The organism is Streptomyces sp. NBC_00209 (assembly GCF_045206345.1).
Lineage (GTDB): Bacteria > Actinomycetota > Actinomycetes > Streptomycetales > Streptomycetaceae > Streptomyces.
The window spans coordinates 1311410-1337310 of the sequence record NZ_CP108121.1; the positions used below are offsets into that span (position 1 = coordinate 1311410).

15 protein-coding genes and 3 pseudogenes are annotated in these 25901 nt (G+C 70.4%); 8 read left to right on the forward strand and 10 right to left on the reverse strand.

Translation table 11 applies throughout. The annotated features are described in order from the left end of the window. Window positions 1–50 precede the first annotated feature (50 nt). Together OG867_RS05740 and OG867_RS05745 are read right to left on the reverse strand one after the other, a co-directional pair. Complete coding sequence (locus OG867_RS05740; protein WP_406283327.1) at window positions 51–2987, reverse strand: FG-GAP repeat domain-containing protein; 2937 nt, start codon at window positions 2985–2987, stop codon at window positions 51–53. Next, window positions 2987–5578: a S8 family serine peptidase gene (locus OG867_RS05745; protein ID WP_406283329.1), complete on the reverse strand. Its 2592-nt coding sequence runs from the start codon at window positions 5576–5578 to the stop codon at window positions 2987–2989. The genes OG867_RS05740 and OG867_RS05745 overlap by 1 nt, the downstream gene beginning before the upstream one ends. Before the next feature lie 433 nt (window positions 5579–6011). On the opposite strand from OG867_RS05745, the gene OG867_RS05750 reads away from it, so the two are divergent. Further along, the gene (locus OG867_RS05750) at window positions 6012–8843 is read left to right on the forward strand and encodes an FAD-binding and (Fe-S)-binding domain-containing protein (RefSeq protein ID WP_406283331.1); all 2832 of its coding nucleotides are present in this window, start codon (window positions 6012–6014) and stop codon (window positions 8841–8843) included. A gap of 107 nt (window positions 8844–8950) precedes the next feature. Here OG867_RS05750 and OG867_RS05755 read toward each other — a convergent pair whose 3' ends face one another. The 3 genes from OG867_RS05755 to OG867_RS05765 form a co-directional block, all read right to left on the reverse strand. Further along, the gene (locus OG867_RS05755; protein ID WP_406283333.1) at window positions 8951–10321 is read right to left on the reverse strand and encodes an MFS transporter; all 1371 of its coding nucleotides are present in this window, start codon (window positions 10319–10321) and stop codon (window positions 8951–8953) included. Between the two features lie 136 nt (window positions 10322–10457). Next, a complete protein-coding gene (locus OG867_RS05760) occupies window positions 10458–12113 on the reverse strand; it encodes an amidohydrolase (protein ID WP_406283335.1) in 1656 nt (551 codons plus the stop codon). A 178-nt stretch (window positions 12114–12291) separates the two neighbouring features. Then, window positions 12292–13191, reverse strand: a complete 900-nt coding sequence (locus OG867_RS05765; protein WP_328902860.1) for an Lrp/AsnC family transcriptional regulator — start codon at window positions 13189–13191, stop codon at window positions 12292–12294. A 187-nt stretch (window positions 13192–13378) separates the two neighbouring features. On the opposite strand from OG867_RS05765, the gene OG867_RS05770 reads away from it, so the two are divergent. The 4 genes from OG867_RS05770 to OG867_RS05785 all read left to right on the forward strand — a co-directional run bounded on the left by OG867_RS05770 (window position 13379) and on the right by OG867_RS05785 (window position 18494). Further along, entirely contained in the window at window positions 13379–14383 is a 1005-nt protein-coding gene (locus OG867_RS05770) for a C-terminal binding protein (RefSeq protein WP_406283337.1), read from the forward strand. Beyond that, complete coding sequence (locus OG867_RS05775; RefSeq protein ID WP_406283339.1) at window positions 14380–15177, forward strand: class II aldolase/adducin family protein; 798 nt, start codon at window positions 14380–14382, stop codon at window positions 15175–15177. The genes OG867_RS05770 and OG867_RS05775 overlap by 4 nt, the downstream gene beginning before the upstream one ends. Before the next feature lie 945 nt (window positions 15178–16122). After that, window positions 16123–17322, forward strand: a complete 1200-nt coding sequence (locus OG867_RS05780; protein ID WP_406290779.1) for a cytochrome P450 — start codon at window positions 16123–16125, stop codon at window positions 17320–17322. A gap of 158 nt (window positions 17323–17480) precedes the next feature. Then, window positions 17481–18494 carry a LacI family DNA-binding transcriptional regulator gene (locus tag OG867_RS05785; protein WP_328902857.1) on the forward strand — a complete coding sequence of 338 codons (1014 nt, stop codon included), beginning with the start codon at window positions 17481–17483 and terminating at the stop codon, window positions 18492–18494. 178 nt (window positions 18495–18672) lie between these two features. Here the strand turns inward: OG867_RS05785 and OG867_RS05790 are convergent. Then, a pseudogene (locus OG867_RS05790) lies at window positions 18673–18972 on the reverse strand (carbohydrate ABC transporter permease); the annotation flags it as partial. Window positions 18973–19313: 341 nt separating this feature from the next. Between OG867_RS05790 and OG867_RS05795 the strand changes: the two are divergent. Together OG867_RS05795 and OG867_RS05800 are read left to right on the forward strand one after the other, a co-directional pair. Next, window positions 19314–20546: a DUF6271 family protein gene (locus tag OG867_RS05795; protein WP_406283342.1), complete on the forward strand. Its 1233-nt coding sequence runs from the start codon at window positions 19314–19316 to the stop codon at window positions 20544–20546. Next, the gene (locus tag OG867_RS05800) at window positions 20539–22170 is read left to right on the forward strand and encodes a GNAT family N-acetyltransferase (protein ID WP_406283344.1); all 1632 of its coding nucleotides are present in this window, start codon (window positions 20539–20541) and stop codon (window positions 22168–22170) included. The genes OG867_RS05795 and OG867_RS05800 overlap by 8 nt, the downstream gene beginning before the upstream one ends. A gap of 63 nt (window positions 22171–22233) precedes the next feature. Here the strand turns inward: OG867_RS05800 and OG867_RS05805 are convergent, their stop codons facing one another. Then, window positions 22234–23517, reverse strand: a complete 1284-nt coding sequence (locus OG867_RS05805) for a glycoside hydrolase family 6 protein (RefSeq protein WP_328902854.1) — start codon at window positions 23515–23517, stop codon at window positions 22234–22236. Between the two features lie 539 nt (window positions 23518–24056). On the opposite strand from OG867_RS05805, the gene OG867_RS05810 reads away from it, so the two are divergent. Beyond that, entirely contained in the window at window positions 24057–24836 is a 780-nt protein-coding gene (locus OG867_RS05810; RefSeq protein WP_406283346.1) for a glycoside hydrolase family 16 protein, read from the forward strand. Window positions 24837–24959: 123 nt separating this feature from the next. Here OG867_RS05810 and OG867_RS05815 read toward each other — a convergent pair. The 3 genes and pseudogenes from OG867_RS05815 to OG867_RS05825 all read right to left on the reverse strand — a co-directional run. Beyond that, window positions 24960–25300: pseudogene (locus OG867_RS05815) on the reverse strand (type II toxin-antitoxin system death-on-curing family toxin); the annotation flags it as partial. Between the two features lie 78 nt (window positions 25301–25378). Then, window positions 25379–25612, reverse strand: coding sequence for a DUF2399 domain-containing protein (locus OG867_RS05820; protein ID WP_406290781.1), 234 nt, complete (start codon window positions 25610–25612; stop codon window positions 25379–25381). A 19-nt stretch (window positions 25613–25631) separates the two neighbouring features. After that, a pseudogene (locus OG867_RS05825) lies at window positions 25632–25868 on the reverse strand (DUF2397 family protein); the annotation flags it as partial. Window positions 25869–25901: the final 33 nt, after the last annotated feature.

Here is a 25901-nt window from a genome sequence, read left to right on the forward strand (position 1 = left end):
GGCCCCCGGGACACGATGCGTCCCGGGGGCCCTTTTACAGCTGCGACAGGTCAGGACAGCTTGAACGCCGTGACCTGGTGGATGCCGTTGTCGGTGAGCAGGTAGCCACCGCCGAACTCGCCGACGGTCCGGTCCCGGCCGTTGTCGTCGCTGTTCAGGGACAGCACCTCGTCGACGCCGTCACCGTCGAGGTCGCCCGCGAACATGTTGCGGGCGCCCAGGGTGTTGCCGGTGATGGAGCCGACGGGGTCGGCCCAGGAGTCCTCGGAGTCGAGGATGCTCGGGTCGAAGACGTACCCGCCGGACTCGGCGCCGGCGAACAGCAGCTCGCGTCCGCCGGGGCCGGTCATGAAGCCGCCGCCGTAGGTCTGCGGGAAGACGAGCTGCTTCTTGTCGTCGCCGTTGGCGCGGTACCGCCGGAACGACGCAGTGCCGGCCTCGTACAGCGCGCCGTCCTTGGCGAAGAAGCTGTTGTGCGTCCACATGCCGCCCGAGACGCCGGAGTGCAGCACCTCACCGGTGCGGCCGTCGCGGATCTCGAAGTAGTTCTGCGGGTTGATCGCATCGGCGGCGGTCGCCAGCGGCGCGTTGACGGCCCACATGTAGATCACCGCGTGCCCCTTGGCGTACGGGATCTCCTTCGAGGCGAAGACGCCCTCGTTCGGAATCGCGGTACGGATACCGCCGACCGCGCCCCCGGGCGCCTTCGGCGCGACGGACCACTTGGCCTTGCCGTTCTTGGCGTTCAGCGCGACCGCGCTCGTGACGGGCGTGGCCAGCTGGTACGCGTTGAGGCTGGCGTACGAGGCGTACACCTTGCCGTCGTTGACGGACGGGTCGGTGAAGCGCACCTCGCCGGCGTCCTTGGGCGCGTTGTACGTCCAGATCGCGTGGCCGTCGCCGTAGTAGGCGCGCAGGGCGTCGGTCGGGACGAGGATGTCCAGCTCGCCGTCGCCGTCGAGGTCCGCCAGCGTGGCGGTGCGGATGAACTGGCCGCCGCCGTCGATCGTGGCGAGGGTCTTGCCGGTCTTGCCGTTGAGGACGACCGTCGCGGTGTCGGCCGCGATCACGATCTCGGGCTTGCCGTCGCCGTTGACGTCGCCGATCTCGATGTCGTGGACCGCGCCGGGGACGGTGGCCGTCCACAGCTTCTCGGGCTTGCCGCCGTTCACCAGCGACGGGCCGGAGTAGGCCCACACACCGTTGGACGAACCGCCCATGACGACGTCGTTCTTGCCGTCCTTGTTCAGGTCCGCGCTCTTGGCGAAGGCGATGTCGCCCTGCAACGGCGTGACCTTCTCCGACTTGCCGTTACCCAGCTTGAAGGTGCGGATGTTCTGCGACTGGTCCATCACCCGCACGTGCGTGCCCTGGGCGTCGGTGAAGACGTCCTGGTACATGGGGGCGGCGGTGACGCCCTTTTCCTGCCACTTGACAACGCCCTTGCCGTTGAACACGGTCAGCGACGCGAACTGGTTGCCGCCGCGGTTCCCCGGGACGTCGATGTCCTGGTCGTCCTGGGCGGAGGTGACCAGCTTGCCGTCGGCCACGCCCAGGCCCCAGATGCTGGGGGCGTTGCGGAAGTTGTCGGGGGCCCGCTTGATCGTGTTCGACCACTGCACCTTGTCCGCGGCGTCGCCGTTGACCACGCGGATGGTGCTGGCGTTCACGTACAGGTTCTCGTCCAGCGACGATTCCGCGACCACGTACTCGTCGCCCGCCTTGGCGGTCAGGTCGCCGACGGTCAGCGCGGTGGGCACCACGTTGTCCCGGCTCTGCAGGGTGGCGCGGTGACCGTTCTTGAGGTCGTAGGAGGCGACCTCGTAGCGCACCCCGACGGTGGAGTCGGCCTGCTCGATCGCGACGAGGCGCTTGCGGCCGGCGTCCACACGCAGCTGACGGCTGTACAGCAGGCTGTCGCTCTGCCACGTGACGGAGCCGTCGGCGCTGTCGAGGACGAGGGTGCGGCCGCGGCCGGAGACACCGGTGTCCTTGCCCAGGTTCCAGGAAGCGGCGATCTTGCCCTTGCCGAGGTCCTGGATGTCGCCCCAGTTGACGTACCGGGCTTCCTTGGTGTCGTACGTCCAGGTCTGCGCCGGGGTGAGCTTGCCGTCCGCCGAGGTGAAGCGGATGCCGGTGAGGGTGGCGGTCGCGTCGGCCGGGACCTTGGCGTCGCCGCTCATCCGGGGGGCGTCGGCGACCAGGAGCGTGCCGTTGACGATCTTCACCATGGAGGCGTGGTTGTAGAGCTTCGACCACACCGTGGTGCCGGTCTTGCCGTCCAGGACGGTGACGAACGTGCCGGTGCTGAGGTCCGAGCCCGGCGAGGTGAAGGCCCGGGGGTACGGGTTCGTGCCGACCTGCGCGGAGAACACCAGGTCCGGGACGCCGTCGCCCGTCAGGTCACCGGCGGAGTAGCCGGAGTCCGAGTTGGGGGAGAACGGCGAGACCGCGTTGTAGCCCATGAGGATCTGGGCCGGGTACGGCTCGACGCGCCAGACCTGGAGCGGCTTGACCTGCCAGTCCGTGTAGAAGGAGGCGCTGGTGCGGGCCCAGGTCTCGCTGCCGTCGGCGGCATGGAGCTGGACGTTGCCCATGCTGTTGACGGTGTAGTAGTCGCCCTTCTTGCCGACCGGCACCGTGGCACCCATGCCGCGCACGCCTTCGAGCGTGGCCTTCGCGGTCATGGTGACCGGGGTGGCCGGGTCGACGCCGGTGGCCGCGGCGTTCAGCTTCGAGCCGCTGCCGGAGCCGGCGTCCGTCGCCGCGGAGCCGTCCTTCTGCGCGCCGGTGGTGTCCTCGGCCTTGACGTACGGGTCGAGGGTGACGTTGGCCGCGAGCTTCTTCGCCTGGGCGCTGGTCAGCTTCATCGGCGCGTCGCTGCCGCTGTCGGCGGCCAGGGCCTGCGGGGCGGCGGTGAGGCACAGGCCCGCCGCGACGAGGCCGGCGGCGAGCTGAAGCGCCCGCCGGGAGTGCTGGGCTCTCATTACTTCGCTCCCTGGGTGAAGCTGACGGCGGTGCCGTCGGCGATCACGGGCTGGTTGTACGCGTACTGGAAGGCGTCGGTGCCGGACTGGTTCGCGATGCCGACGGTGGCGCCCGCGCCCTGGTCCGCGACCGACTGGTACTGGAGGGTCACGGCGCCGGTGGCCTCGTCGAAGACGGCCTCGAAGGTGGCGCGACCCGAAGTGCCGTTGGCGTAGGCGGCGTTGTTCCACACGATGGCGAACTTGCGGCTGCCCTTGGTGCCGGTGGTGGCGGTCTGGACGGACGACTTCTTGTCGAGCGTCAGGTCGTCCCACAGCGGGGCGACGATGCCCTTCACGCCGTTGGCGCCGGCCGTCGGCAGCGCGGTGTTGCTGTAGTCACCGACGCGCGAGGACAGGAAGTTGATCAGGCCGTCGGTGGTGACCGAGGCGGTGGAGTACGCGACCCCGTAGTGCTTCACCGAGAAGGGCAGCGAGACGGTGGCGGAGTCCTCGTCACCGGTCAGGGCGACCTTCTTGGAGCCCGCGATCCAGGAGTAGTCGGCCGGGACGCAGACGTTGCCGGAGTTGTCCGCGCGGTTGGGGACCTGCACGTTCTTCGTCAGGTCGGCGGCGCCGACGGCGGCGGGGCCGGTGTAGACACCGTTGCACAGGATCGGCGCGGCGGGCTTCACGGCCAGGCTGTAGGAGCCCTCGGCGACCGTCTTGAAGGTGTACTTGCCCTTGGCGTTGGTGGTGGCGGCCGGCAGCGGCGTGCCGTTCAGCTCGACCGTGGCGCCGGGCAGCGGCTTGCCGGTGACGTCCCGGACGATGCCGGAGACCTTGTGGCTGGGCACCGCGGTCAGCGCGATGTCCTGGGCGTACGCCTGGCTCTCGGCCAGGACGACGCCGGCGGTCGAGCCGCTCTCGTAGCCGTAGCCGCTGAACGCGAAGGAGTACGTGCCGGCGGCCAGCGGGAGGCGGTAGGTGCCGTCCGTGCCGGTGGTGACCGCACGGACCGCGCCGGCCGCGTCGGTGGACTTCACGGAGATGTTCGACAGCGCCGCGCCGGTCGCCTTGTCGGTGGCCTTGCCGCTGACGACGGCCGCGGTGTGCGGGGCCTTCTCGACGGAGGCGAGGATGTCGAGCTTGCCGTTGCCCCACACGTAGTTCATGCCGGCGGTGCCGCCGCAGTGGGTGTCGTCCACGTCACGCGCGCCCTCGTTGAGGAGGTTGCGGGTCTCCTCGATGTTGCCGATCAGCGAGGGGGCCGCCGACCAGAGGAGCGCGACGGCGCCCGCGACGTGCGGGGTAGCCATCGACGTGCCGTTGATGGTGTTGTACGAGTTGCCCGGCCAGGTGGAGGGAATGTTCACACCGGGGGCCGAGATGTTCGGCTTTTCGCTGCCGTCGGTCGGCGAGGGGCCGAAGCCGGAGAAGCCGGCGATCTTGCCGTTCACGTCGTAGGCGCCGACACCGTAGGAATCGGCCTGCGCGCCCGGCGGGTGGGTGGTCGAGCAGGTGACGCCGTCACCGTCGTTACCGGCCGCGAACGCCTCGAAGATGCCCGCCGCGTCCCAGGCCGCCAGGATGTCCTGGTAGAACGGGGTGGAGGTGTCCTTGTTGCCCCAGGAGTTGTTGACGATGTTCGGCGCCAGGTCCGGGCGCGGGTTCTGGCCGTTGTGGTCGGTCGGCGCGAGGATCCACTGACCGGCGGCGAGCAGCTCGTCGTCGTAGCAGACGTCGGAGGCGCAGCCCTTGGCGGCGATCCACTTGGCGTTCGGTGCGACACCGAGGCCGTTCTTGGCGACCATGGTGCCCATCGTGTGGGTGCCGTGGCCGTTGTTGTCGCACGGCGCGGTCGTGGGGCAGGTCCCGCTCGCGTCGTAGAAGTTGTAGTCGTGCGTGAAGGTGCCGTCGCCGTTGTTGCCGCGGTAGTTCGCCACGAGGTCGGGGTGGTCGAACTGGACGCCCGAGTCGACGTTGGCGACGACGATGCCCTCGCCGCGGTCCTGGTACTGGTCCCAGACCTGGTCGGCCTTGATGTCCGAGACACCCCACGCCGGGGCGTCGGTGCCGTCGGCGGACGAGTCGGTGCCCAGCGCGGCGGCGCGCGAGGCGGTGACCTTCTTGTCCGAGGTCTCGATGTCGTCCAGCTTGAACGAGTGCCGCTTGACGACCGACGCCACGTCCGGGCGCTTGGCCAGCTCGTTGACGAGGTCCTGGTCGCCGGTGACCTTGACCGCGTTGGCGATCCAGAAGTCCTCGTGTCCGACCTTCTTCTTGTCGAGGAAGGCGTTGAGCGACTTCTGGCTGGACTTGGCGTGCGACCGGAGCTCGCTGTACGCGGCCTTGGCCTTCTTCGCGTGCGTCTTCTGCTTCTTCGCACCGGCCAGGTCGGCCTGGTCCTTCAGGACCACGAAGAAGGTGGCGTCCTTGCCGTTGCGCACCGCACTCGTGAGCGCGGAGTCGACCTTCGCCGAGGCGGTGGCAGAGGGGGCCGGGGAGTCCGCCGCGAGGGCGGGCAGCGGGGTGGTGAGCAGGGCAGCCGCGGCGAGCGAGGCCACCGTCCACACGGCGTGTCTGCGCCTGGACGGTTGGAGCAGGGGCATCGAGCACTCCTCCGAGTGACGGTACATACGGGGTGCGCGCACCGTAGGAAGCCGCCGTTACTCGGGCATTACAAGGCTGGTCATCCCCCGGCCACCTCCGGCCGTCCGGGGCGGGGTTGCGGAAACCGGCCACCCTTGTCGCTCCGACCGCACGGCCCGGGGGAGGAGCTCTACGGGGGACTTGGCCCGGTCGCCCTCGCACTCACGCCCCAACCCTCCCGGTTTCACCCCGGCGGTGGTCCTGCCCGGCCCCGTCCACGGGCGGGCGCGTCGTCCAGTTCCCCACGGCGGACGCCCACACGCTGCGGGACACGGCGAGTGACGCCCCCGGAGGCTGGTGCTGCGACGAGGATGACGTCACCACGCTTCCGCTTGTGGCACGGCGGGATCGTGCCCACACCACCAGAACCGACGCCCCCAGGAGCAGCACCCGATGGACGCGACCATGGCAGACGCCCCGATCCCCCTCACCGAGGCGTTTCTCGACGCCCTGCGCGGGAAGCTGGGCGATCTCGTCGACGCTTCGGCGACGACCCGGGCGGTCTACTCGACCGACGCGTCGAACTACCGGATCGTCCCGGGGGCCGTCCTCATGCCCCGGTCGAGGGAGGACGTGATCGCCGCGGTCGGGATCGCGCGTGAACACCGGGTTCCGGTCACCGTCAGGGGCGGCGGGACCTCGTGCGCCGGGAACGCGGTGGGGCCGGGTCTGGTGATCGACTTCTCCCGCTCGATGAACCGCGTGCTGTCCGTCGATCCCGTCTCCTCCACGGCCGTGGTCGAGCCGGGCGCGGTCCTGATCGCCCTTCAGCAGGAGGCCCTGCCGCACGGGCTGCGGTTCGGCCCCGACCCCTCCACGGCCACCCGCTGCACGATCGGCGGGATGATCGGCAACAACGCGTGCGGGCCGCACGGCCTTTCGTACGGGCGTACGGCCGACAACGTGGTGTCGATGACCTGGCTGACGGGAAGCGGCGAGGTGATCACGGCGGGATCGGGTCCTGAGGCGCTGCACGCGGTGCCGGGGCTCGACGCGTTCGTCGCGGAGCATCTGGCGGTGCTGCGGACCGAGTTCGGGCGGTTCGGGCGGCAGATCTCCGGCTACTCGCTGGAGCACCTGCTGCCGGAGAGCGGGCGCAACCTCGCGGCCGCGCTGACCGGCACGGAGGGCAGCTGCGGCGTCCTGCTCGAAGCCACGGTCCGGCTCGTCCCGCAGGCACCCGCTCCGGCGCTCGCCGTCCTCGGTTACGCGGACATGGCGACGGCCGCCGACGACGTGCCGCACCTGCTGCCGTTCCGCCCGCTCGCGCTGGAGGGCCTGGACGCGCAGCTCGTGGACGTGGTCCGCCGGGCGCACGGCGACGCGGCCGTCCCCACGCTGCCCGAGGGCGGTGGCTGGCTGATCGCCGAGGTCGGCGGGGCGACTTCGGCCGAGGCGGTCGAGGCGGCGCGGGCGCTCGTCGCGGCCTCGCACGCCGCCGGCAGCGTGGTCCTGCCGGCGGGCCCCGAGGCGACCCGGCTCTGGCAGATTCGCGCCGACGGTGCCGGACTGGCCGGCCGCACCGCCGACGGCAAGCAGGCGTGGCCGGGCTGGGAGGACTCCGCCGTGCCGCCGGAACGGCTCGGGGACTATCTGCGCGGGCTCCAGGCGCTGATGGCCGAGAAGGGCCTCTCCGGCCTGGCCTACGGCCACTTCGGCGACGGGTGCGTCCACGCCCGCATCGACTTCCCGCTCGACGCCGGGGGCGCGCCGATGCGCGACTTCCTGGAACACGCCGCCGCCCTGGCCGCCGAGCACGGCGGATCGCTCTCCGGCGAGCACGGCGACGGCCGTGCCCGCTCCGAGCTGCTGCCGACGATGTACGGCCCCGAGGCGCTGCGCGCGATGGAGGCGTTCAAGGCACTCCTGGACCCGGACGACGTCATGAACCCCGGTGTCGTCGTCCGTCCGGCGCCGCTGGACGCGGACCTCCGGCGGCCGGGGGCGCGCCGGCTGCGGGCGAGCGACGGTTTCGCGTTCGCGCACGACGGCGGGGACGTCACGGACGCCGTGCACCGGTGCGTCGGGGTGGGCAAGTGCCGGGCGGACCTGCGCGGCCAGGGCGGCTTCATGTGCCCCTCGTACACGGCCACCCGCGACGAGAAGGACTCCACGCGGGGCCGGGCGAGGGCGCTCCAGGAGATGCTGAACGGCGGCTTCGTCACGGAGGGCTGGAGCTCCCCGGAGGTTCATGAGGCCCTGGACCTGTGCCTGAGCTGCAAGGCGTGCGCCAACGACTGCCCGACGGGGATCGACATGGCCACGTTCAAGTCGGAGGCCCTGCACCAGACGTACAAGGGCCGCCGCCGCCCGTTGAGCCACTACACCCTGGGGCGGCTCCCGCAGTGGCTGCGCCTGCTCGCGCCGCTGGCCCCGCTGGTCAACCTGGCCGGGCGGGTGCCGGTGCTGCGGCGGACGATGATGACCCTGATGGGCGCGGACTCGCGCCGCTCACTGCCGCCGCTGCCGGCGAAGCCGTTCCGGTGGAGCGGGGCACGGAAGGCCGCTGTCGCGCGGGCGGACGGCCCGAAGGCACTGCTCTGGGTCGACTCCTTCTCGGACGCGCTCGCCCCGGACATCCCGCGCGACGCCGTGGAGGTGCTGACGGCGGCCGGCTGCGACGTGGAGATCGCCGCCCCGGGCGCCTGCTGCGGCCTGACCCTGATCTCCACGGGCCAGCTGACCGCCGCCAGGGCGAAGCTCCGCGCCACGGTGGACCTGCTGCTCCCCCACGTCCGGGCCGGCCGCACGGTGATCGGCATCGAACCGAGCTGCACGGCGACGCTCCGGTCGGACCTGGTGGAACTCCTGCCGGACGACCCCGGCGCCGCGGAACTCGCGGGCGCGGTCAGGACGGTCGCCGAATTCCTCACCTCGATCGACTGGAGACCCCCGCAGGCAACGGAACACCTCCTGGTCCAGCCCCACTGCCACCACTACGCGGTCATGGGCTTCGAGGCGGACCGCTCGCTGCTCCGGTCCATGGGCTGCGACATCGACATCTCCGCGGGCTGCTGCGGCCTGGCCGGAAACTTCGGCATGGAGAAGGGCCACTACGAGGTCTCCGCGAAGATCGCCCAGGACGGCATCCTGACCAGGGCGGCCACCGCCCCGGACCGCCGCATCCTCGCGGACGGCTACTCCTGCCGCACGCAGGTCCAGGATCTGGCGGGCCTGGAGAGCCGCCATCTGGTGCAGGTGATCGCGGAGGCGTTGCGGGGGTGATCCCGGCGCGGTCAGGGCAGAGGGAACCACTCCGCCGGCCCCTCGGCGACAACCGGCACGTCGAGGGCCCGGCCACCGAAGTGGCCGGGCCCTCGTGCGTCGGGTCGTCAGACTCCGGCGCCCACCCGGGCCGCCGTCGCGTCGGCGGTCGTGGGGGCGATGAGGCGGGCGCGGTACGTGCGCAGGCGCAGGGTGCACCAGATGCCGATCAGCGAGATCACCATCAGGGCGACCGCCGGCGGCCAGTACGCGCCGCCCGCGAGGGAGGACAGCCACACCGCGGTGACGGGGGCGAAGCCCGCGAAGACCAGGTTGCAGATCTGGTACGACAGGGAGATGCCGGTGTACCGGACGTGCGGGGCGAAGCCGTCCGCGAGGATCGCCGCCATCGGCCCGTACAGCGCCGACATCACGAGGCGCATGGCGAGCATCGCCAGATAGATCAGGACGACGTTCCCGGTGCCCACGACCATGAACTGCGGTATCGAGAGCAGCACCACGCCCACGAGCCCGCCGACGACGACCTTGTGCGCGCCCATCCTGTCCCCGAGCAGCGACAGGAACGGGGTGACGACCAGTTCCAGGAACGCGGCGAGCGTGAGGCCGTTGAGCAGCATCGACTCGGACAGGTGCTGGTCGTCGGTGCCGTACGAGAGCAGGTAGCTCGTCACGACGTAGTAGCCGCCGGTCGCGGTGGCCAGCGAGAAGACGCCCACCAGGACCGTCTTCCAGTCGTTGCGCAGCACCTCGGCGACGGGCAGCCGCGAGGCTCCCTTGCGCTCCCCCTTCTCCTTCTTCTGCTCGGTGTGGATGTCCTCCATCACCGGGGAGTCCTCCAGCTTGGTGCGCACGACCAGGCCGATGACGACGAGGACCGCCGAGGCGAGGAACGGCACGCGCCAGCCCCAGCTGTCGAAGGCGGCGTCGCCGAACAGGCTCATGAGGCTGAACATGCCGGTGGACAGGAGCGCGCCGACCGAGGAGCCGAGCTGGGCGAAGGAACCGAAGAACGTCGCCTTGCCCTCGGGGGCGTTCTCCACGGCGATCAGGACCGCGCCGCCCCACTCGCCGCCGATCGCGATGCCCTGGACCAGGCGAAGCACGATCAGCAGGATCGGCGAGAGGACGCCGACCTGGTCGTACGTGGGCAGCAGGCCGATCGCGACCGAGGCGACGCCCATCATCATGAGGGTGATGACCAGCGTCTTCTTACGGCCGACGCGGTCACCGATGTGCCCGAACACGATGCCGCCGAGCGGGCGCAAAAGGAAGCCCACCGCGAAGGTGGCGAAGGACGAGATGGTCTTCAGGGCCGTCGGCATGTCGGCGGGGAAGAAGACGTCGTTGAACACGATCGCCGCCGCGGTGGCGAAGGCGTAGAAGTCGTACCACTCGATGGAGGTCCCGGACAGGGCGGCGAGGGCCGTCCGGTACGGGCTCTGCGGTCGGCGGGCGGTGGTGGTGGTGCGGTCCGGCAAGGGGACCTCCGGCAGGTGAGTGCAGACGGGGACGTTGCAGCCAGTCGAGTGGGGAAGAAGGAGGGCGTGCGGGGCCCGGCGGCCGGGCCATGGAGGGGATCGTCCGGCCGCCGGGACATCGGGTGCGCGCGACGGTTCAGCGGCCGGAGGCGGCCCAGGCGCGGCTGCCGCCGATCCAGGTCTCCAGGACCCGGACGCCGGTCAGCTCCTCGGCGGGCACGGCCAGCGGATCGGCGTCCAGGACGACGAAGTCGGCCAGCATGCCGGGGGCAAGCGCGCCGACCGCGTGCTCGCGGTGCAGGGCCGCGGCCGCCGCACCGGTGTGGGCGTGCAGACCGGCCTCGACGGGCAGGCGCAGCGACTCGTCGCCCAGGACGGTGCCGAGCACGGTGCGGCGGGTCGCGGCGGCGGCGACGGCCTCCAGCGGGGCGGGCGGGGCGACGGGGGCGTCGGAGGAGAAGACGACCGGTACGCCGGCCTCGGGGCAGCGGCCCGCCGGGTTGTAACGGTGGCCCATCTCGCCGATGGCGGTGAGGGTGCCGTCGCCGGTGCGCAGGTGGTGCTGGGGCTGCATCACGGGGACGACGCCGAGCTCGCCCATGCGGTCGATCTGCTCGTCGGTCGGCAGTCCGGAGTGCTCGACGCGGTGGCGCATGTCCGCGCGCGGACGGTCCGCCTGGGCCTTCTCGATGGCGTCGAGCACCATGCCGATGGCGTACGGGGACTGCGCGTGGGTCGCCGTCTGGAGGCCGGCCGCGTGGGCGCGGCGGACGATCTCGGCGTACTCCTCGACGGAGTGGTAGAGCTGGCCGTGGTGGCAGCAGTCGGCGGCGTAGCCCTCGGGAAAGTAGGCGGTCCAGCCGCCGAGCGTGCCGTCGGCGTAGAACTTGACGCCCTGGATGCGGAAGTGGTCGTCGCCGAAGCCGCGCACCGCGCCGAGTTCGAGGGCGGTGTCGAGGAGCGCCGAGGTCAGGTAGGCGGAGACCCGCATGCGCAGCGAGCCGTCGGCGCGGGCGCGCAGGTAGGTCTCCATCTCGCGGCGCGAGACCTGGGCGTCACCGATCGTGGTGACGCCGGCGGCGAGGAACACCTCCTGGGCGCGCAGGAGGTGGTCGGCCATGATGTCGTCGGGCTCGGACAGGTGGAAGTTCGGGCCGTGGTTGCCGATCTTGACGCCGGCCGGTCCGGTCAGCAGGTCGCAGGCGGCGTCCCACAGCTGCCCGTCGGGCTCCCCGTCCTCGAAGTGGCCGATGCTGCCGCCCGCGGGGGACGGCGTCTGCGCGTCGATGCGGCAGGTGCGCAGGGTGTGGGAGTTGACGACGCCGCCGTGGCCGGAGGCGTTCATGACGTAGACCTCGCGGTCCTCGGCGACCCGGTCCAGGTCGTGGCAGCTGGGGTGGCGGCCCTCGGCGAGGCGGCGGTGCTCGTAGCCGAAGCCGCGGACCGGGACGCCGGAGGGCAGGTCCCGGGCGGCCTCGCGCAGCACCTCGACCATGGTGTCGATGTCGGGGACGCTCTCGGGGCGCAGGTCGACCCAGGCGAGCGCCTGGCCGTACATGACGGGGTGGCAGTGGGCGTCTACGAAGCCGGGGTGGACCAGGCCGCCGTCGAGGGACAGCTCCTCGTCGGCCCGGCCGCCGAGCGCGGCACGGGCGTCCTCGGCGGTGCCGACGTGCACCACGCGGTCGCCGCGCACCGCCAGCGCCTCGGCGCGGACCGAGGTGCCCGGGACGGCTACGGCGGCGCCGGTGACGAGGAGCGTGCGCTCGGGGGACTCGGTGGGACGGGGCATGGCAGGCTGCTTTCGACCAGGACGTACAGGGCTCGCCGACAGACGATTCGGCTCGCAGAACGATAAAGAGCGAACGCCTGATTGACCAGAGGCTCCGGTGAAGAAGTTTTGTAAAGTTGAATCGAGCCTTCAGTTACGTATCGACTGCGCGCCCTCGCCAGGACCGCCGGTGTGACCCTCAGGCGCTGTGCGGGCGGAGGTCGTAGCGCTCCTTGACGAGCTCCAGATGGAGCCAGCTCTCCACCTCGCGCACGGCGTCCAGGCCGCGGATCTCCTCCAGCGTGGCGCGTACGGCGTCCAAGGACTCCGCGGTGATCGTGCCGACCGCTTCCGCCCGGCCCAGACACGTCGAGAGGAAGGCCACCCGCGCGAAGCCCGCGACGGTCTCGGCGACCTCCGCCGCCCGGCCCGCCACGCGCAGGCTGAACCCGCACAGGTAGCCCATGCCGAGCATGTCGGGCCGCACCAGCGCGACCACCTTCGCCACCCCGCCGTCGAGCAGCCGCAGCGTGCGCGACCGGGTCGCCCCCGCCGACAGGCCGACCCGCCCGGCCAGTTCCGCGAACGGCAGCCTGCCGTCCTCCTCCAGCTCCGCGAGGATGCGTTCGTCCGTCCCGTCGAGCACGCCGACGGTCGGCTCGCCGGTGAGCAGGTAGGGATCCTTCACGTGCCGCGTCGCCACCAGCGGATCCACCGCACGCACGCCGGCGAGGGCACGGATGTCCTCGATCGTGCGCTCCAGCTCCCCGAAGCCCGCCGTGCGCAGTTCGGCCATGATGGCCCGGCGCCCGCTCGTCAGCGTCACGAAGGGCGCCTGCGGGAGTGCGGCGACCTGCCGCGCCACCTCGGCCGCCGGACCGTGCGTGTCGATGGCGAGGTGCGCCGAGGCGGTGAGGGCGCGCACGGCCGGATGCACGATCGCCACCACACGGACGGCGCCGGACTCCTGGAGCCGCTGCACCCGCATCCGGGCGGCCGGCCGGGACAGCCCCACCCGCTGCGCCAGCGTCTCGTAGGTGAGCCGTCCGTCGCCCTGCAACTCCCGCACGATCGCCAGGTCGGTCTGGTCGAGCTCCACGTAGCGCCCCTCCTCGTTCAGCGGTGTCCGCCCATTCTGAGCCCGCCGGGCGGGTGGTCCGGCCCCGGGCCCGCCGCCACCCGGAACCACCCTTCCTCACCATCATCTCGTCCGAGGTAGACAACCACCACAGTCGAAACGTAAGTTTCTCGGCGATTACACGATCGAATCATCGACGGAGGCTGGCGTGACACGACCTGTAGCCGTGATCACCGACACCGGGGAGCTCGACCCCTCACCTGGCGTGGAGCGGCTCACCGATGCGGGCTTCGAGGTCCGCGTCGTCGGCAGCACGGACCCCGAGGCGATCGCCGCCGCCGCGCACGACGCCGTGGCGCTCGTCGTCGGTTACGCCCGCGTGGACGGTGCTCTCCTCGACCGCCTGCCGTACGTACGGATGCTGGCGACCATGTCCGCCGGCTACGACATGATCGACACCGCCGAGGCCGCGCGCCGGGGCCTTTGGGTGGCCAACCTGCCCGACTCGGCCACCGAGGACGTCGCCGTCCACGCGCTCGCCCAGATGCTCGCCCTCGCGCGACGCCTGCCGCAGGCCGACGCCGTCGTCCGGGCCGGCGGCTGGAGCACCGACCTCACCGAAGTACCGCGCCGGCTGAGCGAGATGACGCTCGGCCTCGTCGGTCTCGGCCGCATCGCCCGGGTCCTCGCCCGCCTCGCCGCCCCGCTCTTCGGCCGGATCGTCGCCCACGACCCGCACGCCTCCGACTGGCCCGAGGGAGTCGATCGCCTCGACCTCGACACCCTGGCCGGAACCGCCGACGTGCTCTCCCTGCACGTCCCGTCCACACCCCGGACCCGGGGCATGGTCGACGCCGGCCTGCTCGGCCGGATGCGGCCCGGCGCCGTCCTGGTGAACGTCTCGCGCGGCGACCTCATCGACCCCGGCGCGGTCCTGGACGCCCTGGACAGCGGCCGTCTCTCCGGTGCCGCGCTGGACGTGTTCCCCGTCGAGCCGCCCGCCGCCGACGACCCGTTGCGCAACCACCCCCGTCTGCTGGTCTCCCCGCACTTCGCCTTCCTCACCGATGCCTCGCTGCGCGCCTACGTCACCGAGCCCGCCGAGAACGTCATCGCCTGGTGGACCACCGGACGCCCCCGCACCCCCGTCGTGACGCCGCAGCCGACCGCGACCGCCCCTCTCAACGACAGCATGCAAGGAGACCCCGCGTGACGGACATCCTGGACACTCCCGCCACCGCCCAGGGCACGGACGGCGCCGCCGAGGAACTGCGGCTGCGCCGCGAACTCGCGGCCGTCTACCGGCTGGTCGCCCATTTCCGTATGACCGACCTGATCTTCACGCACATCTCGCAGCGGCTGCCGGGCCCGGACCACCACTTCCTCATCAACCCGTACGGACTCCTCTTCGAGGAGATCACCGCGTCCAAGCTGGTCAAGATCGACCTGAAGGGCAACGCGGTGGAGCCGAGCCCGCACCCGGTCAACCCGGCGGGCTTCGTGATCCACAGCGCGATCCACAAGGCCCGTGCGGACGCCCACGTCGTGCTGCACACGCACACCAGGGCAGGCTGCGCCGTGGCCGCGCAGAAGTCGGGCCTGCTGCCCGTGAACCAGATGTCGATGGAGTTCCACAACCGCGTCGGCTACCACGCCTACGAGGGCGTCGCCCTCAACCTCGCCGAACAGGAGCGCCTGGTCGCCGACCTCGGCACGCACCCGGCGCTCATCCTGCGCAACCACGGCCTGCTGACCGTCGGCGACAGCGCCAAGCAGGCGTTCCTGCGCATGTTCTACCTGGAGAAGGCGTGCGAGATCCAGGTCACCGCCCAGGCCGGCGGCGCCGAACTCGTCCTGCCCTCCGACCAGGTCGCCGAATACACCGCCCAGCAGCTCACCGGTGAGGGCGACGCCTCCTCCGACTTCGAGGACCACGACGCGTACGACCTGGCCTGGGCGGCGCTGCTGCGCCTGGTGGAGCGGATCGCCCCGGACTACAAGGACTGAGGAGCCTCGTTCGGCGCGGACACCGGGCGAACGGGAAACTCCCTGCGGCGGCGGACCGGACTCGGCAGGATCGCTCGTATGAAACCGCGCCCGCTCCTCGATGTCGCCCATGTGCCCGAACTCGACGCCTACCTCGCGGACATCGGAACGGTTTTCCGCACCTTCGCCGATCAGGACTCCGGATGCGTCTCGTACGGGGTCCTGTCGGCGGGGCGACGATGGTTCGTGAAGAGCGCTCGGACCTCCGAGGGGGCCGCCTCGCTGCGGCGGGCTGTCAGCGTGCACCGGGTGCTCGCTCACCCAGCCGTCACACCCTTGCGGCACAGCATCACGACGGACGGGGGACCCGCGCTCATCTATCCCTGGGTGGAGGGCGAAGTCCTCTACCACCCCACCAGGTCCCACCGCGGCGGACGCACCGCGCCCGGCAGCCCCATGGCCCGTTTCCGCGGCTGTCCGCTCCCCGAGGTGCACGCCGCCCTGGACACCCTCCTGGATGCCCATCTCGCGGTGGAGGCCGCGGGCCTCGTGGCCGTCGACCTCTACGACGGCTGCATGCTGTACGACTTCGCCGAGCGACGCATGCGGCTGTGCGACCTCGACGAATACCGGCCCGGCCCCTTCGAGCTCGACGCCGCCCGACTCCCCGGATCCACCCGTTACATGGCACCGGAAGAGTTCGTACGCGGCTCGTCGATCGACACCCGGACGACGGTGTTCCACCTCGGGAGGGGCCTGCGCCTCCTCCTGGACGCCGGCGACGAAGAGACCCGGTGGCGAGGCACCCCCGGCCAACTGGCTGTCACGCGACGGGCCACAGCACCCGACCCGCAGGACCGCTACCCCTCGGTGCGCTCGCTCACCGAGGCATGGCGCGGCGCGTGCCCGCCCGGAGCCCCGTCGAACACTCCACCACTGAGCCTCGCCGCGGAGGCCCCGCACCGCATGGACCCGGCCGGAGGCTGCCCCCACTCGGCCAACGGCCTTCTGCTGCAACGGAGTTCGGTCGTCCCGGTGGTCCTTCCCGGCGAGGTACGAGGGATGGCCGTGCTGGGCCACGAAGCGCTGAAGGACTTCCTCGCGCACCCCGACGTCGCCAAGGACGCGCGGCACTTCGCGGCACTCCAGGCCGGGGAGATAGCAGACGGCTGGCCGCTGAGGACGTTCGCCACGGTGCAGGGCATGACGACCGCGGACGGCGACGACCACCGGCGGCTGCGGTCGCTGATGGGCAGGGCGTTCACGGCCCGCCGGGTCAAAGAACTGCGGCCCTCCGTAGCGGAGTTGACGGCGCGGCTCCTGGATGAGCTGGAGGCGGCCGCCACCGAGGACGGTGCTGTTGATCTGCGCGCCCACTTCGCGCTGCCGCTCCCGATGGGCGTCATCTGCGCACTGCTGGGCGTGGACGAGGTCCACCACGACCGGCTCCACGCCCTCTCCAGCCAGATCGTGGCCACGGATACCGGTCCGGCCGAGGCGATGGCGGCCAACCGGGAGATGGTGGAGATCCTGAGCGCGGTCGCGGCGGCCCGGGCGGCCGATCCGGGGGACGACCTCACCAGCGCGATGATCGCCGCCCGCGAGGAGGACGGCGACCGGTTCAGCCCGCACGAGCTGATCGGCACCCTGATGCTGACCGTCATCGCGGGCCACGAGACGACGATGAACCTGATCACCAACGCCGTACGCGCCCTGTGCACCCACCGTGACCAGCTCGACCTGGTCCTCTCCGGCGGGGCCACCTGGTCGGACGTGGTGGAGGAGACCCTGCGCTGGGACAGTCCGGTCAGCTACTTCCCCTTCCGCTATCCGACCCGCGACCTGACCCTCGACGGCACCCTGATCCCCCGGGGCACCCCGGTCCTCGCGGGCTACTCGGCGGCCGGCCGCGACACCGGGGCCCACGGCCCGGACGCGGCCACCTTCGACATCACCCGCACCGGTCCCCGCCACCTCTCCCTGGGCCACGGCGCCCACTACTGCCCGGGCGCCCCCCTGGCCCGCCTGGAAGCCACCACGGCCCTGGCCCAGCTCTTCGCCCGCTTCCCGGCCCTGGACCTGGCAGCCCCGGACCCGGAACTCCCCCGCGCCCGCTCGTTCGTGGGCAACAGCGTGCGGAGGCTACCGGTACGACTGAGGAGCTGAGGCTCAGGCCGCGGCCCGCATCCAGGCATGAGAGCGCTCCCAAAAATAGGCTGCCTGAGAGCGGCAGCGGCGGGGAGTGCCCCTCCGTATCCATGTGCCACGCCCACAGGTGACAATGGAAGGGCTTCCATAACTGCAGCGAAGGAAGGCCCGCGTTCATGACTGAGGAACTGCCGCATCGGCACGCCACGCTCGATGAGGTGGCCGCGCTGGCCGGTGTGTCACGATCGGTGGCTTCCCGGGTGATCAACAACGCACCCCATGTCAGCCGGGCCAAGCGTGAGTCCGTCGAGAGGGCGATCAGGAAGCTCGGCTACGTACCCAATCCGAAGGCGCGTGCCCTGGCCACGCGGCAGGCGGGTGCGGCCGCACTGGTCATCTCACAGGATGACCCGGAGGTCCTGACGGATCCATTTTTCGCGCAGGTCGTCGCCGGGGTGGCCAGTGCGCTGGAAGACGCCGATCTGCACATGATGCTGTGCGTCGCTGCCAGCGCACGGGGGCGGGAGCGGGTGGAACAGCTCGTGCGCTCCCGTGTCGTGGACGGGGTGATGCTGATGGCGTTGCACGAGGACGACCCCTTGGCACGGATCGCCAAGGAAAGTCGGATCCCGGTCGTCTTCGGCGGGCGACCGGTGGACTTCGAGCCGCGCTGGTACGTGGACATCGACAACGTCGGCGGCGCACGGGAGGCGACCGACCACCTGCTCAAGCGCGGGCGGACACGCGTGGTCACGATCTGCGGCCCGCTGGACACCGAGGTGGGTGCCTCCCGGCATCGCGGCTACCGGGAGGCGATGACGCTTGCCGGTCTGAAGCCCCGCCCGCCCGAGCAGGGGGATTTCACCGAAGCGTCCGGGGCCGCCGCCATGGCTCGTCTGCTGGAGGCGCATCCGGATCTGGACGGGGTGTTCGCGGCCAATGACAACATGGCGGCGGGCGCGTTGCGCGCGTTGCGCAGCGCCGGGCGCTCAGTGCCCGTGGATGTGGCTGTCGTCGGGTTCGATGATCTCGCTGTCGCACAGCTCGCGGAACCCACGCTCACCACGATCCATCAGCCGGTACGGGATCTGGGGCGCGAGATGGCCCGGATGCTCGCCGGGCTGATCGCGGGCCGTACCGCCAGTCCGCTGATCCTGCCCACCCATCTGGTCAAGCGCTCCAGTACCTGACGGGCGGACGGGGTGAGTGGTGCGCGGCCGGCAACGGTTGGCCACCGGGAGGCAGCCGGGCGGGGAGTGAACACCGGTTGCCTGCCGGGAGGCGGGCCGCACACCACCGTTCATGGGCGATCGCCGGGAGACGGGCTCGGGGCCGGATCGCGCGTGGCACGGCTCGTCGCGGGGCCGTTCACCCCTTGACAGCGCCTTGCATGATGCCGCCGACGATCTGCCTGCCGAGCAGGCCGAAGACGACCAGGACAGTCAGTGTGCCCAGGAGCGTGCCGGCCATGACGACGGACTGGTCCTGGACATAGCCGCCGCCGAGCTGCCGCAGGGCGACCTGCACGGTGGGCTCTTGGGAGGAGAGCGCGATGATCGGCCAGAAGAAGTCGTTCCAGGCCGTCATGAAGGTGACCAGGCCGAGGACCGCCATGGCGGGGCGCGCGATGGGGACGACGATCGTCCAGAAGATCCGGGCCGTGAAGGCGCGGGTCGGCATGAGCTTTCACCGGCACCACACGACCCCGCCGGGCGATCGGTGGAGTCTTGAACACCTTGCACAGCAACCAGACGCTGATCACAGGGCAGTTGAACAACTATGTTCGCCCGGCAGTGACGGGCAGCAGCGCGCCCGCACGAGGCGGCCCACCTGCCGGCCAACCGGCTGCAGGACAGCACGATTCTCAACCCTTCGGGAGAAGTTGTGAATGCGCAGTGTTTCTCGACCAAGGAACTCCTGGTGACCAAGGGTCAGCCCCCCGTCGGGTCGATGGCGGCTCAACCGGACGCGCTCCGAGCGCCGGGCGGACTCTCCGGGGAGGTGTGAGTATGCGGCGCATCTGCCTGACGGTCCCGACGAACCGGGAGTGCGCTGCCACGCTCACCGAGGTGCTCGCGGAGGCCGCTTACGCCGAAGAGCACTTCGATGTCGAGGTACACCTCGTGGTGCTGGACTCATCCGCCGACTTCGCCGCACATGCCCAGGTGCTGCGGGGGACGGAACGCGTCTGGCACCTGGACGAGGCAGCCCAGTGGGATTTCTTGCAGCGGGTCATCCGGCGTTCCGGCGTCACCCGTCCCGGCCTGATAGCCGATCTCATGCTTCCCCAGGGACTCTCGTACGGCGCCTGCACCAACCGCGCGTTCTGGGTGGCCGTCGCGCTGGGGTGCGACTCGGTGCACCGCCGTGACTCGGACAGCTATTTCCAGACCCACGACGGTGACAAGGTGTTCCCGATCCACGCGGAACTTCTGTCGCTCGGCAAACCGGCACACATGGCGGTGACCACCGAGAACCAACTGGACCCCTCGCTGCGAAACGCCACCGTAGCGATGGTCGGTGCGTCATTCGTAGGTGAGATGTCAGTGGACCTCGGCGAAATCCGCGACCATGAAGCCTACGGCGACCTCGTCAGCCTCTGGGCTGCTGACGACAGTTCGGAGCAGGAGAGGGAGGACCTGGTCAGCGAGTCCTTCATGGGCTCGGAACCGTTCGCCGGCGACCGGTCCGTCCTCACAGTGGTCGACCCGATGCGGGTGGACATGCACAACATCAGCTTTCACGGCCTCCATGAGCGCATTCCATTGCCACCGGCCAAGGACACCATCGGCAGCGACTACTTCCTGATCCATGTCGCCCACAAGTCCCGGATGCCCGCCGTGCTCCACAATCGACACATCGTCAACTTCCACACAAAGGAGCGGAAGAGCCCCGCCGGATTCCTCGCGTATCAGATGCGCTTCGTGAAATTCATTCTGTCCATGCACTACTTCCATTTCATCTATCGGCGCATGACGAACTCCGCTCCGGCTTCGATCGCCGCCATCGTCCGTGAGAGCACCTGGCAGAACAGAGAGCCGAACGAAGCAAAACTGGACCGGATGGAACGCGCATACCGCAGGATCGGCGGCAAGTTCGCTGCCGTGGCGGACCGCATCGTGGAGCGCAGGGAGAGCCTGCTCACAGAGGCCCGCCGGGACCTCGATGACTACGTGCAGCTCATCGAGGCTTGGGGGCCGCTGATGGATGCGAGCCGTGTCACGGATGTCCGTCATGGATGAGCCCGCACACATACGGGCCGCTCTCGAGGACAGCGGCCGGGATCAGATCGTCTACGACCTGACCGGCATAGAGTCCCAGTACGACAGGTTGCGTACCGAACTTCCCGGGGTCGCGGTGCGGTTCGCGTTGAAGGCTTGCCCGCTGCCCGAGGTTCTCACCTGCCTTGCCGACCGGGGCGCCGGCTTCGACGCGGCCAGCCCAGGCGAGATCCGCCAGGCGCTGCGGACGGGAGTGGCGCCGCGCAACGTGCACTACGGCAACACGGTCAAGTCCGACCGAGAGATCGCGACAGCGTTCCACCTGGGTGTCACTACGTTTGCCACGGACTGTGTCGAGGACGTGCGTGCGATCGCCCAGCACGCTCCCGGTGCGCGAGTGTTCTGCCGCGTTGCCACCAGCGGCCACGGCGCGTTGTGGGGGCTCACCGGCAAATGCGGCACCCACGACGCGGTCGGCGTTCTGGCGGAAGCGCGCAGGCTCGGGCTCATCCCGGCGGGGCTGTCCGTGCATGTCGGATCCCAGCAGATGACCGTGAGCGGGTGGGAGGCAGCAGTCGACGAACTCGCGACCACCCTGTCGAAGCTCGCCGCGCGAGGGATTCACCTCGACCACATCAACCTCGGTGGCGGACTGCCCGCTCACGGCTACCTCACTGCCGACGGCACGGCACTGGAACCACCCACCGCGGAGATCTTCAGAAGCATCCGGGCCGGCATCCACCGGCTGCGGGAAGTGGCACGGGGTGCACTCGACTTCGTCGTGGAACCGGGACGGCACCTCGTCGCCGATCACGGCACGATCCGCGCCCATGTGGCCCGACTGACGGTACGTCACCAAAGGTGGCTCTACCTGAGCTGCGGCCGGTTCAACGGGCTGTACGAAGGTGACCAACTCCGTTATCCGCTCGCCTTTCCCACCCGCAACGACAGTCCGCAGGTACCGGCGATCGTCGCCGGACCGACCTGCGACAGCGACGACACGCTCGGCGACGCCTCGGTGCCGGTGCCGCACGACCTCACCTCGGGGGATCCCGTGTGGATCCGGTCGGTCGGCGCCTACGCGGTCAGCTACACCACACGCGGCTTCAACGGCTACGAGCCACTGCCTTACGTGGCCGTGCGCGCGGAGCGGATCCGGCCGATCGAGGCCGATGACTGGGACACCATCACGGAACTGGAGACCCATGCGTACGCGGAACGCGGCCTGTCCGAGGACCGCGGCGTCCTTCAGTCCCGCGCCTCGGCCTCTCCGGCAACGTCGTTCGTCCTCGACGCCGGGGAACGGGCCGCTGGATACGTCCTCGCTCTTCCGTATCCACGGTTCCGGTTCCCCGATCCGGATGTTCAGGAGAGTGAGGTCTTCACCTCATCGAACCTCCACCTGCATGACCTCGTCATCGGGGACGAGTCCCGCAAGCGTGGCTGGGCCACCCGCATGGTGCGCCATCTGACGGACGCGGCCCGAGCGTTGCGGTACGAGCGGATATCTCTGATCGCCGTGAGCGGTACGGCCGGTTTCTGGTCCAGGCAGGGATACCGACCACATCCCGATGTCGCCCTGCCGGCCGGCTACGGGCCGGACGCCCGCTACATGTCCCGCGCGATCACCGGCGAGAGCTCCTGAACGAGCGCACCGGTCCAGCAAGGCGCTCGCCCGTCCGATGCCGGACGGGCGAGCGCCTTGCGGCTACCGGCCGGTGTTGAACGTGAGCGCGGGCTTCGCGTTCCTGGCCAGGGTGTGCGCGAAGTCCGGCCACCACGCGCCGGCCGCCGGGTCCTCGCTTCCGTACTCCGGGTCAGCCGGGCCCGCAGTGCCCCGGTGGCAGGTGCCGTCCGATTCACCGATGGTCTTCACGTACACGTACGCGTCGGCCAGGGGCTGGCCGGTGTCGGCGGTGGGCCGGACGCCGATACCGCGCCCGGGGGCGTTGCACCAGGGTTCGGCATCGGTGTACTTGCCCGCCGGGGGGATCCAGGCGCCGAGGCCGTTGCGGCTGTTGTCCAGGACGTAGTGCGAGAGGTCCTTGAGCGGCGGCGTGCCCACCGTCCGGTCGAACCACGCGTCGGTCCACTTCCAGGTGGACGGGTCGTAGAAGTCCACCGCGTTGCCGGGCTGCCCGTCGTTGGGCGCGGCCGGCGAGTAGTACTGGCCGGCGCAGGTGTCCGTCTTACCGCGTGCCTCCTGCGGGCCTTCGGTGGCGTACCAGACGCACTTGGAGACCCAGGTGGCGTATCGGTTGAGCTGGTCGGTGGGCTGGTAGTTGGAGACGTTCAGGGCGAAGCCCTGGGTCTCGGCCAGACCGGCCTTGATCAGCCGGCCGGCCAGTTCGCCGACCGGCTGCCAGTTGCTGCTGCCGCCGTCGAGGTACACGGACGTCTTGGGCTTGGACTCCATGAGGCCGACCGCGGTGCGGATGTTGGCGTACCGCTCCTCGGTCCGGGTGCCGTCCGCGTCGCCCTCGGGACACTCCTTGGGCAGCAGAGCCAACCCGTCGGGCTCGACGACGACCGCGGCGCGGCCGGTGCCGATGCCGTCGGCCACACCCTGGACCCAGGCGCGGTACTCCGCGGGGCTGTCCGCGCCGCCGGCCGAGTAGAAGCTGCAGTCGCGGCCGGTGACGTTGTAAAGGACGAACACCGGAACGGTGCCGGTCAGCCTGGCCGCCAGCATCTTCTTCTGGACGACCTTCTTGATCTCGGTAGGCGTGCCGTAGTCGAGCCAGATCGCCTGCGGCCAGGACGCCAACTTGGCCATCCGCACGGCGTCTTCGACCTTGCCGGCCTTGAAGTCGGCGACCGCTTGCTGAGCGGCCCCGGCCTCGGGGTCGACGTAGAAGCGGGTGTTTCCGGGCAGCGTATGACCGGCCGCCGCGGGGCCGGGGGAGGCAGCTGCCTCGCCGCCACCGCCCAGCGTGCCGGCGGCAAGCGCCGCGCAGGCAACCGAGACGACCAACCGTCGCACTCTGCTCATGAGGTGAAGTCTCCTTTGTGCAGGCTGATTCGCCGGTGCGGACCCCACTTTTTGGGAGCGCTTCCAGATTTCGGCAAAGCCCAGCGCTTTCGTGGGCACATGCTGAGGCCCGCCTTACGGGCATGTCAATAGCCGTTCAGCGACTCCGCCACCAACCCCCTCCGACCAGCCAAGTCACTGGAAGAAGCGCAAGGCTGCGGGCACTTGACCTGTGCGGCGACGCATCGCCGGCTGCCCCTACGGTGTGAACGGGAGGTTTCCTCCGTGATGCACCGAGGCGCTCCGACCCCTTGTCGGCCCGCTGCAGCGCTGCTACTTTTTGGAAGCGTTCCCAGTCCTTCCCGTTCGCGGCGCACCACCCATGCGCCATCGGGCCCGTACCACACCGCGACTCTCGGTTCCCCCCACCGGTGGTGCACGGAAGATCGTGGTCGAGTGCACGTCCCAGCACTGCAGGCGTCCCGTCCCCGCACGGTTGTGTCGCCGGCGGACGCCGAACCTCTCCCGCCTGCCGCGTTCGCGCCCCCAAGGAGGCAGTCATGCAATCCCCCACGGCTTCACGGCGGTTCCGCACGTACCGCTGGCTACTCGCTCCAGCCGCCGCCCTCGCGCTGATCCTCAACCCGGTTTCCACCCCGGCCTACGCCGTCGGCAGCAGCTTCACCGACAACTTCGACTCCTACAACACCGGCCTCTGGAGCAAGTCCGACGGCTGGTCCAACGGCGGAATGTTCAACGCCGGCTGGCGCGCCGACCACACCTGGTTCAGCGGCGGCGTCATGGGGCAGAACCTCGACACCGCGAGCTGCCCCTCCGGCTGTTCGGGCAAGCCCTACGCCTCCGGTGAGTACCGCACCAACGACTCGTACTCGTACGGCCGCTTCGAGGCCCGACTCCAGGCAGTCAAGCGCGAAGGCACGGTGACCGGGTTCTTCACCTACACCGGCCCGAGCGACGGCCAGCCCTGGGACGAGATCGACGTCGAGATCCTCGGCAAGAACACCAACCAGATGCAGACCAACTACTTCACCAACGGCGTCGGCGGCCACGAGACCGTCATCAACCTCGGATTCGACGCATCCGCCGGGTTCCACGACTACGCCATCGAGTGGTGGGACCAGGGAACCATCAACTGGTTCGTGGACGGCAAGCTCGTCCACCAGGAAGACGGATCGCGCGGAGCGCTCCCCACCCACCCGATGCGCATCATGGCCAACCTGTGGCCCGGCACCGGGGTCGACAGCTGGCTCGGCCCGTTCAGCTACCCGGGCACTCCGCTGACCGCCCGCTACGACTGGATGAAGTACACCAAGTACTGATCCGGCGAAGGAGGTGGAGCCGGTACACGCCCTGACGACCTGTACCGGCCTCGCCGAAGTCACCGCCGGGGAGCGACAGCACGCGTGTCGCTCCCCGGCGGTTCCCTTGTGCCGCGTCGAACGTCAGGAAACGGGGAACCAGGTCGCGAGGCGCTGGCGATCGCCGGTACATCGACGTTGTCCTGCGCGACTTCCTCGACGAACGGCCCGGCCATGGGAACGGGCGGCGGGACGGTACTCGCGCTGACGCCGTTGCACCTGAGGAAGACACGCATGGTGAGCCAGGCGGTGCGCTGGTTGCCGTCGATCAGCGCGTGATCGCGGGCGACGGAGTGCAGCAATGCCGCAGCCTTCTCGTGCGGCGTGGGATACAGCTCGGCTCCGAACACGTTCGCCCGGGGCCGCTCCATCGCCGACACCAGAAGCCCCATGTCACGCACACTGTGCTCGGTACCGTTGACAGAACCCCATCACCGCCGCTGCTGATGTCTCCGCCGAACCCGGAACGGTTCGCTCTCAACCGCCCCTGCCCAGCCGGACGGTCACGATCCCCACGTGAGATCGGACAACAGCAGCTCCAGCTCGCTCTCCTCCTCGACGCGAACACCGAGTTCGGCGAGGGCCGTAGCGAGTGCGGACTCCCAGGGGGTCTCCGTCGGGGTGCTGACGAGCGGTGACAACGGAGGTTGGGCACAGCGGAGCACGGCGGCGCGGTAGTCCGCAGCCGTGTAGCGCCAGGGCAGCCAGGGGACGCGGCGGCGAAGGCCGCCGGCGATCCGGAGCCGCCTCCTCGGCGGCCTCCCCCTCCCTGGTGAGCTGGTAGATGAACCGCTTCCGGTAGAAGTCCTCGACCGCGGTCACCCGGGCGGGATCGGGATCCGCCCGCAGATTGCCCCAGCCGACGAGCTTGTCGAGCGCGCCGACGACAGCCTCCAGCTCGGCAGGACGGACATCCGCCGGCAGTGCGGTGTGCACGTCCTCGGGCCGCAGGTGGACCGCGAACCGTTCCTTGGCCGTCAGGAACGCCCGCATCACGTGTTCGAAGGGGTCGCATCGCACGACCCG

Coding starts and splice junctions, on each gene's coding strand:
- OG867_RS05740 (WP_406283327.1), bottom strand. CDS start 2,987: ATGAGAGCCCAGCACTCCCGGCGGGCGCTTCAGCTCGCCGCCGGCCTC.
- OG867_RS05745 (WP_406283329.1), bottom strand. CDS start 5,578: ATGCCCCTGCTCCAACCGTCCAGGCGCAGACACGCCGTGTGGACGGTG.
- OG867_RS05750 (WP_406283331.1), top strand. CDS start 6,012: ATGGACGCGACCATGGCAGACGCCCCGATCCCCCTCACCGAGGCGTTT.
- OG867_RS05760 (WP_406283335.1), bottom strand. CDS start 12,113: ATGCCCCGTCCCACCGAGTCCCCCGAGCGCACGCTCCTCGTCACCGGC.
- OG867_RS05780 (WP_406290779.1), top strand. CDS start 16,123: ATGGACCCGGCCGGAGGCTGCCCCCACTCGGCCAACGGCCTTCTGCTG.
- OG867_RS05785 (WP_328902857.1), top strand. CDS start 17,481: ATGACTGAGGAACTGCCGCATCGGCACGCCACGCTCGATGAGGTGGCC.
- OG867_RS05795 (WP_406283342.1), top strand. CDS start 19,314: ATGCGGCGCATCTGCCTGACGGTCCCGACGAACCGGGAGTGCGCTGCC.
- OG867_RS05800 (WP_406283344.1), top strand. CDS start 20,539: ATGGATGAGCCCGCACACATACGGGCCGCTCTCGAGGACAGCGGCCGG.
- OG867_RS05805 (WP_328902854.1), bottom strand. CDS start 23,517: ATGAGCAGAGTGCGACGGTTGGTCGTCTCGGTTGCCTGCGCGGCGCTT.
- OG867_RS05810 (WP_406283346.1), top strand. CDS start 24,057: ATGCAATCCCCCACGGCTTCACGGCGGTTCCGCACGTACCGCTGGCTA.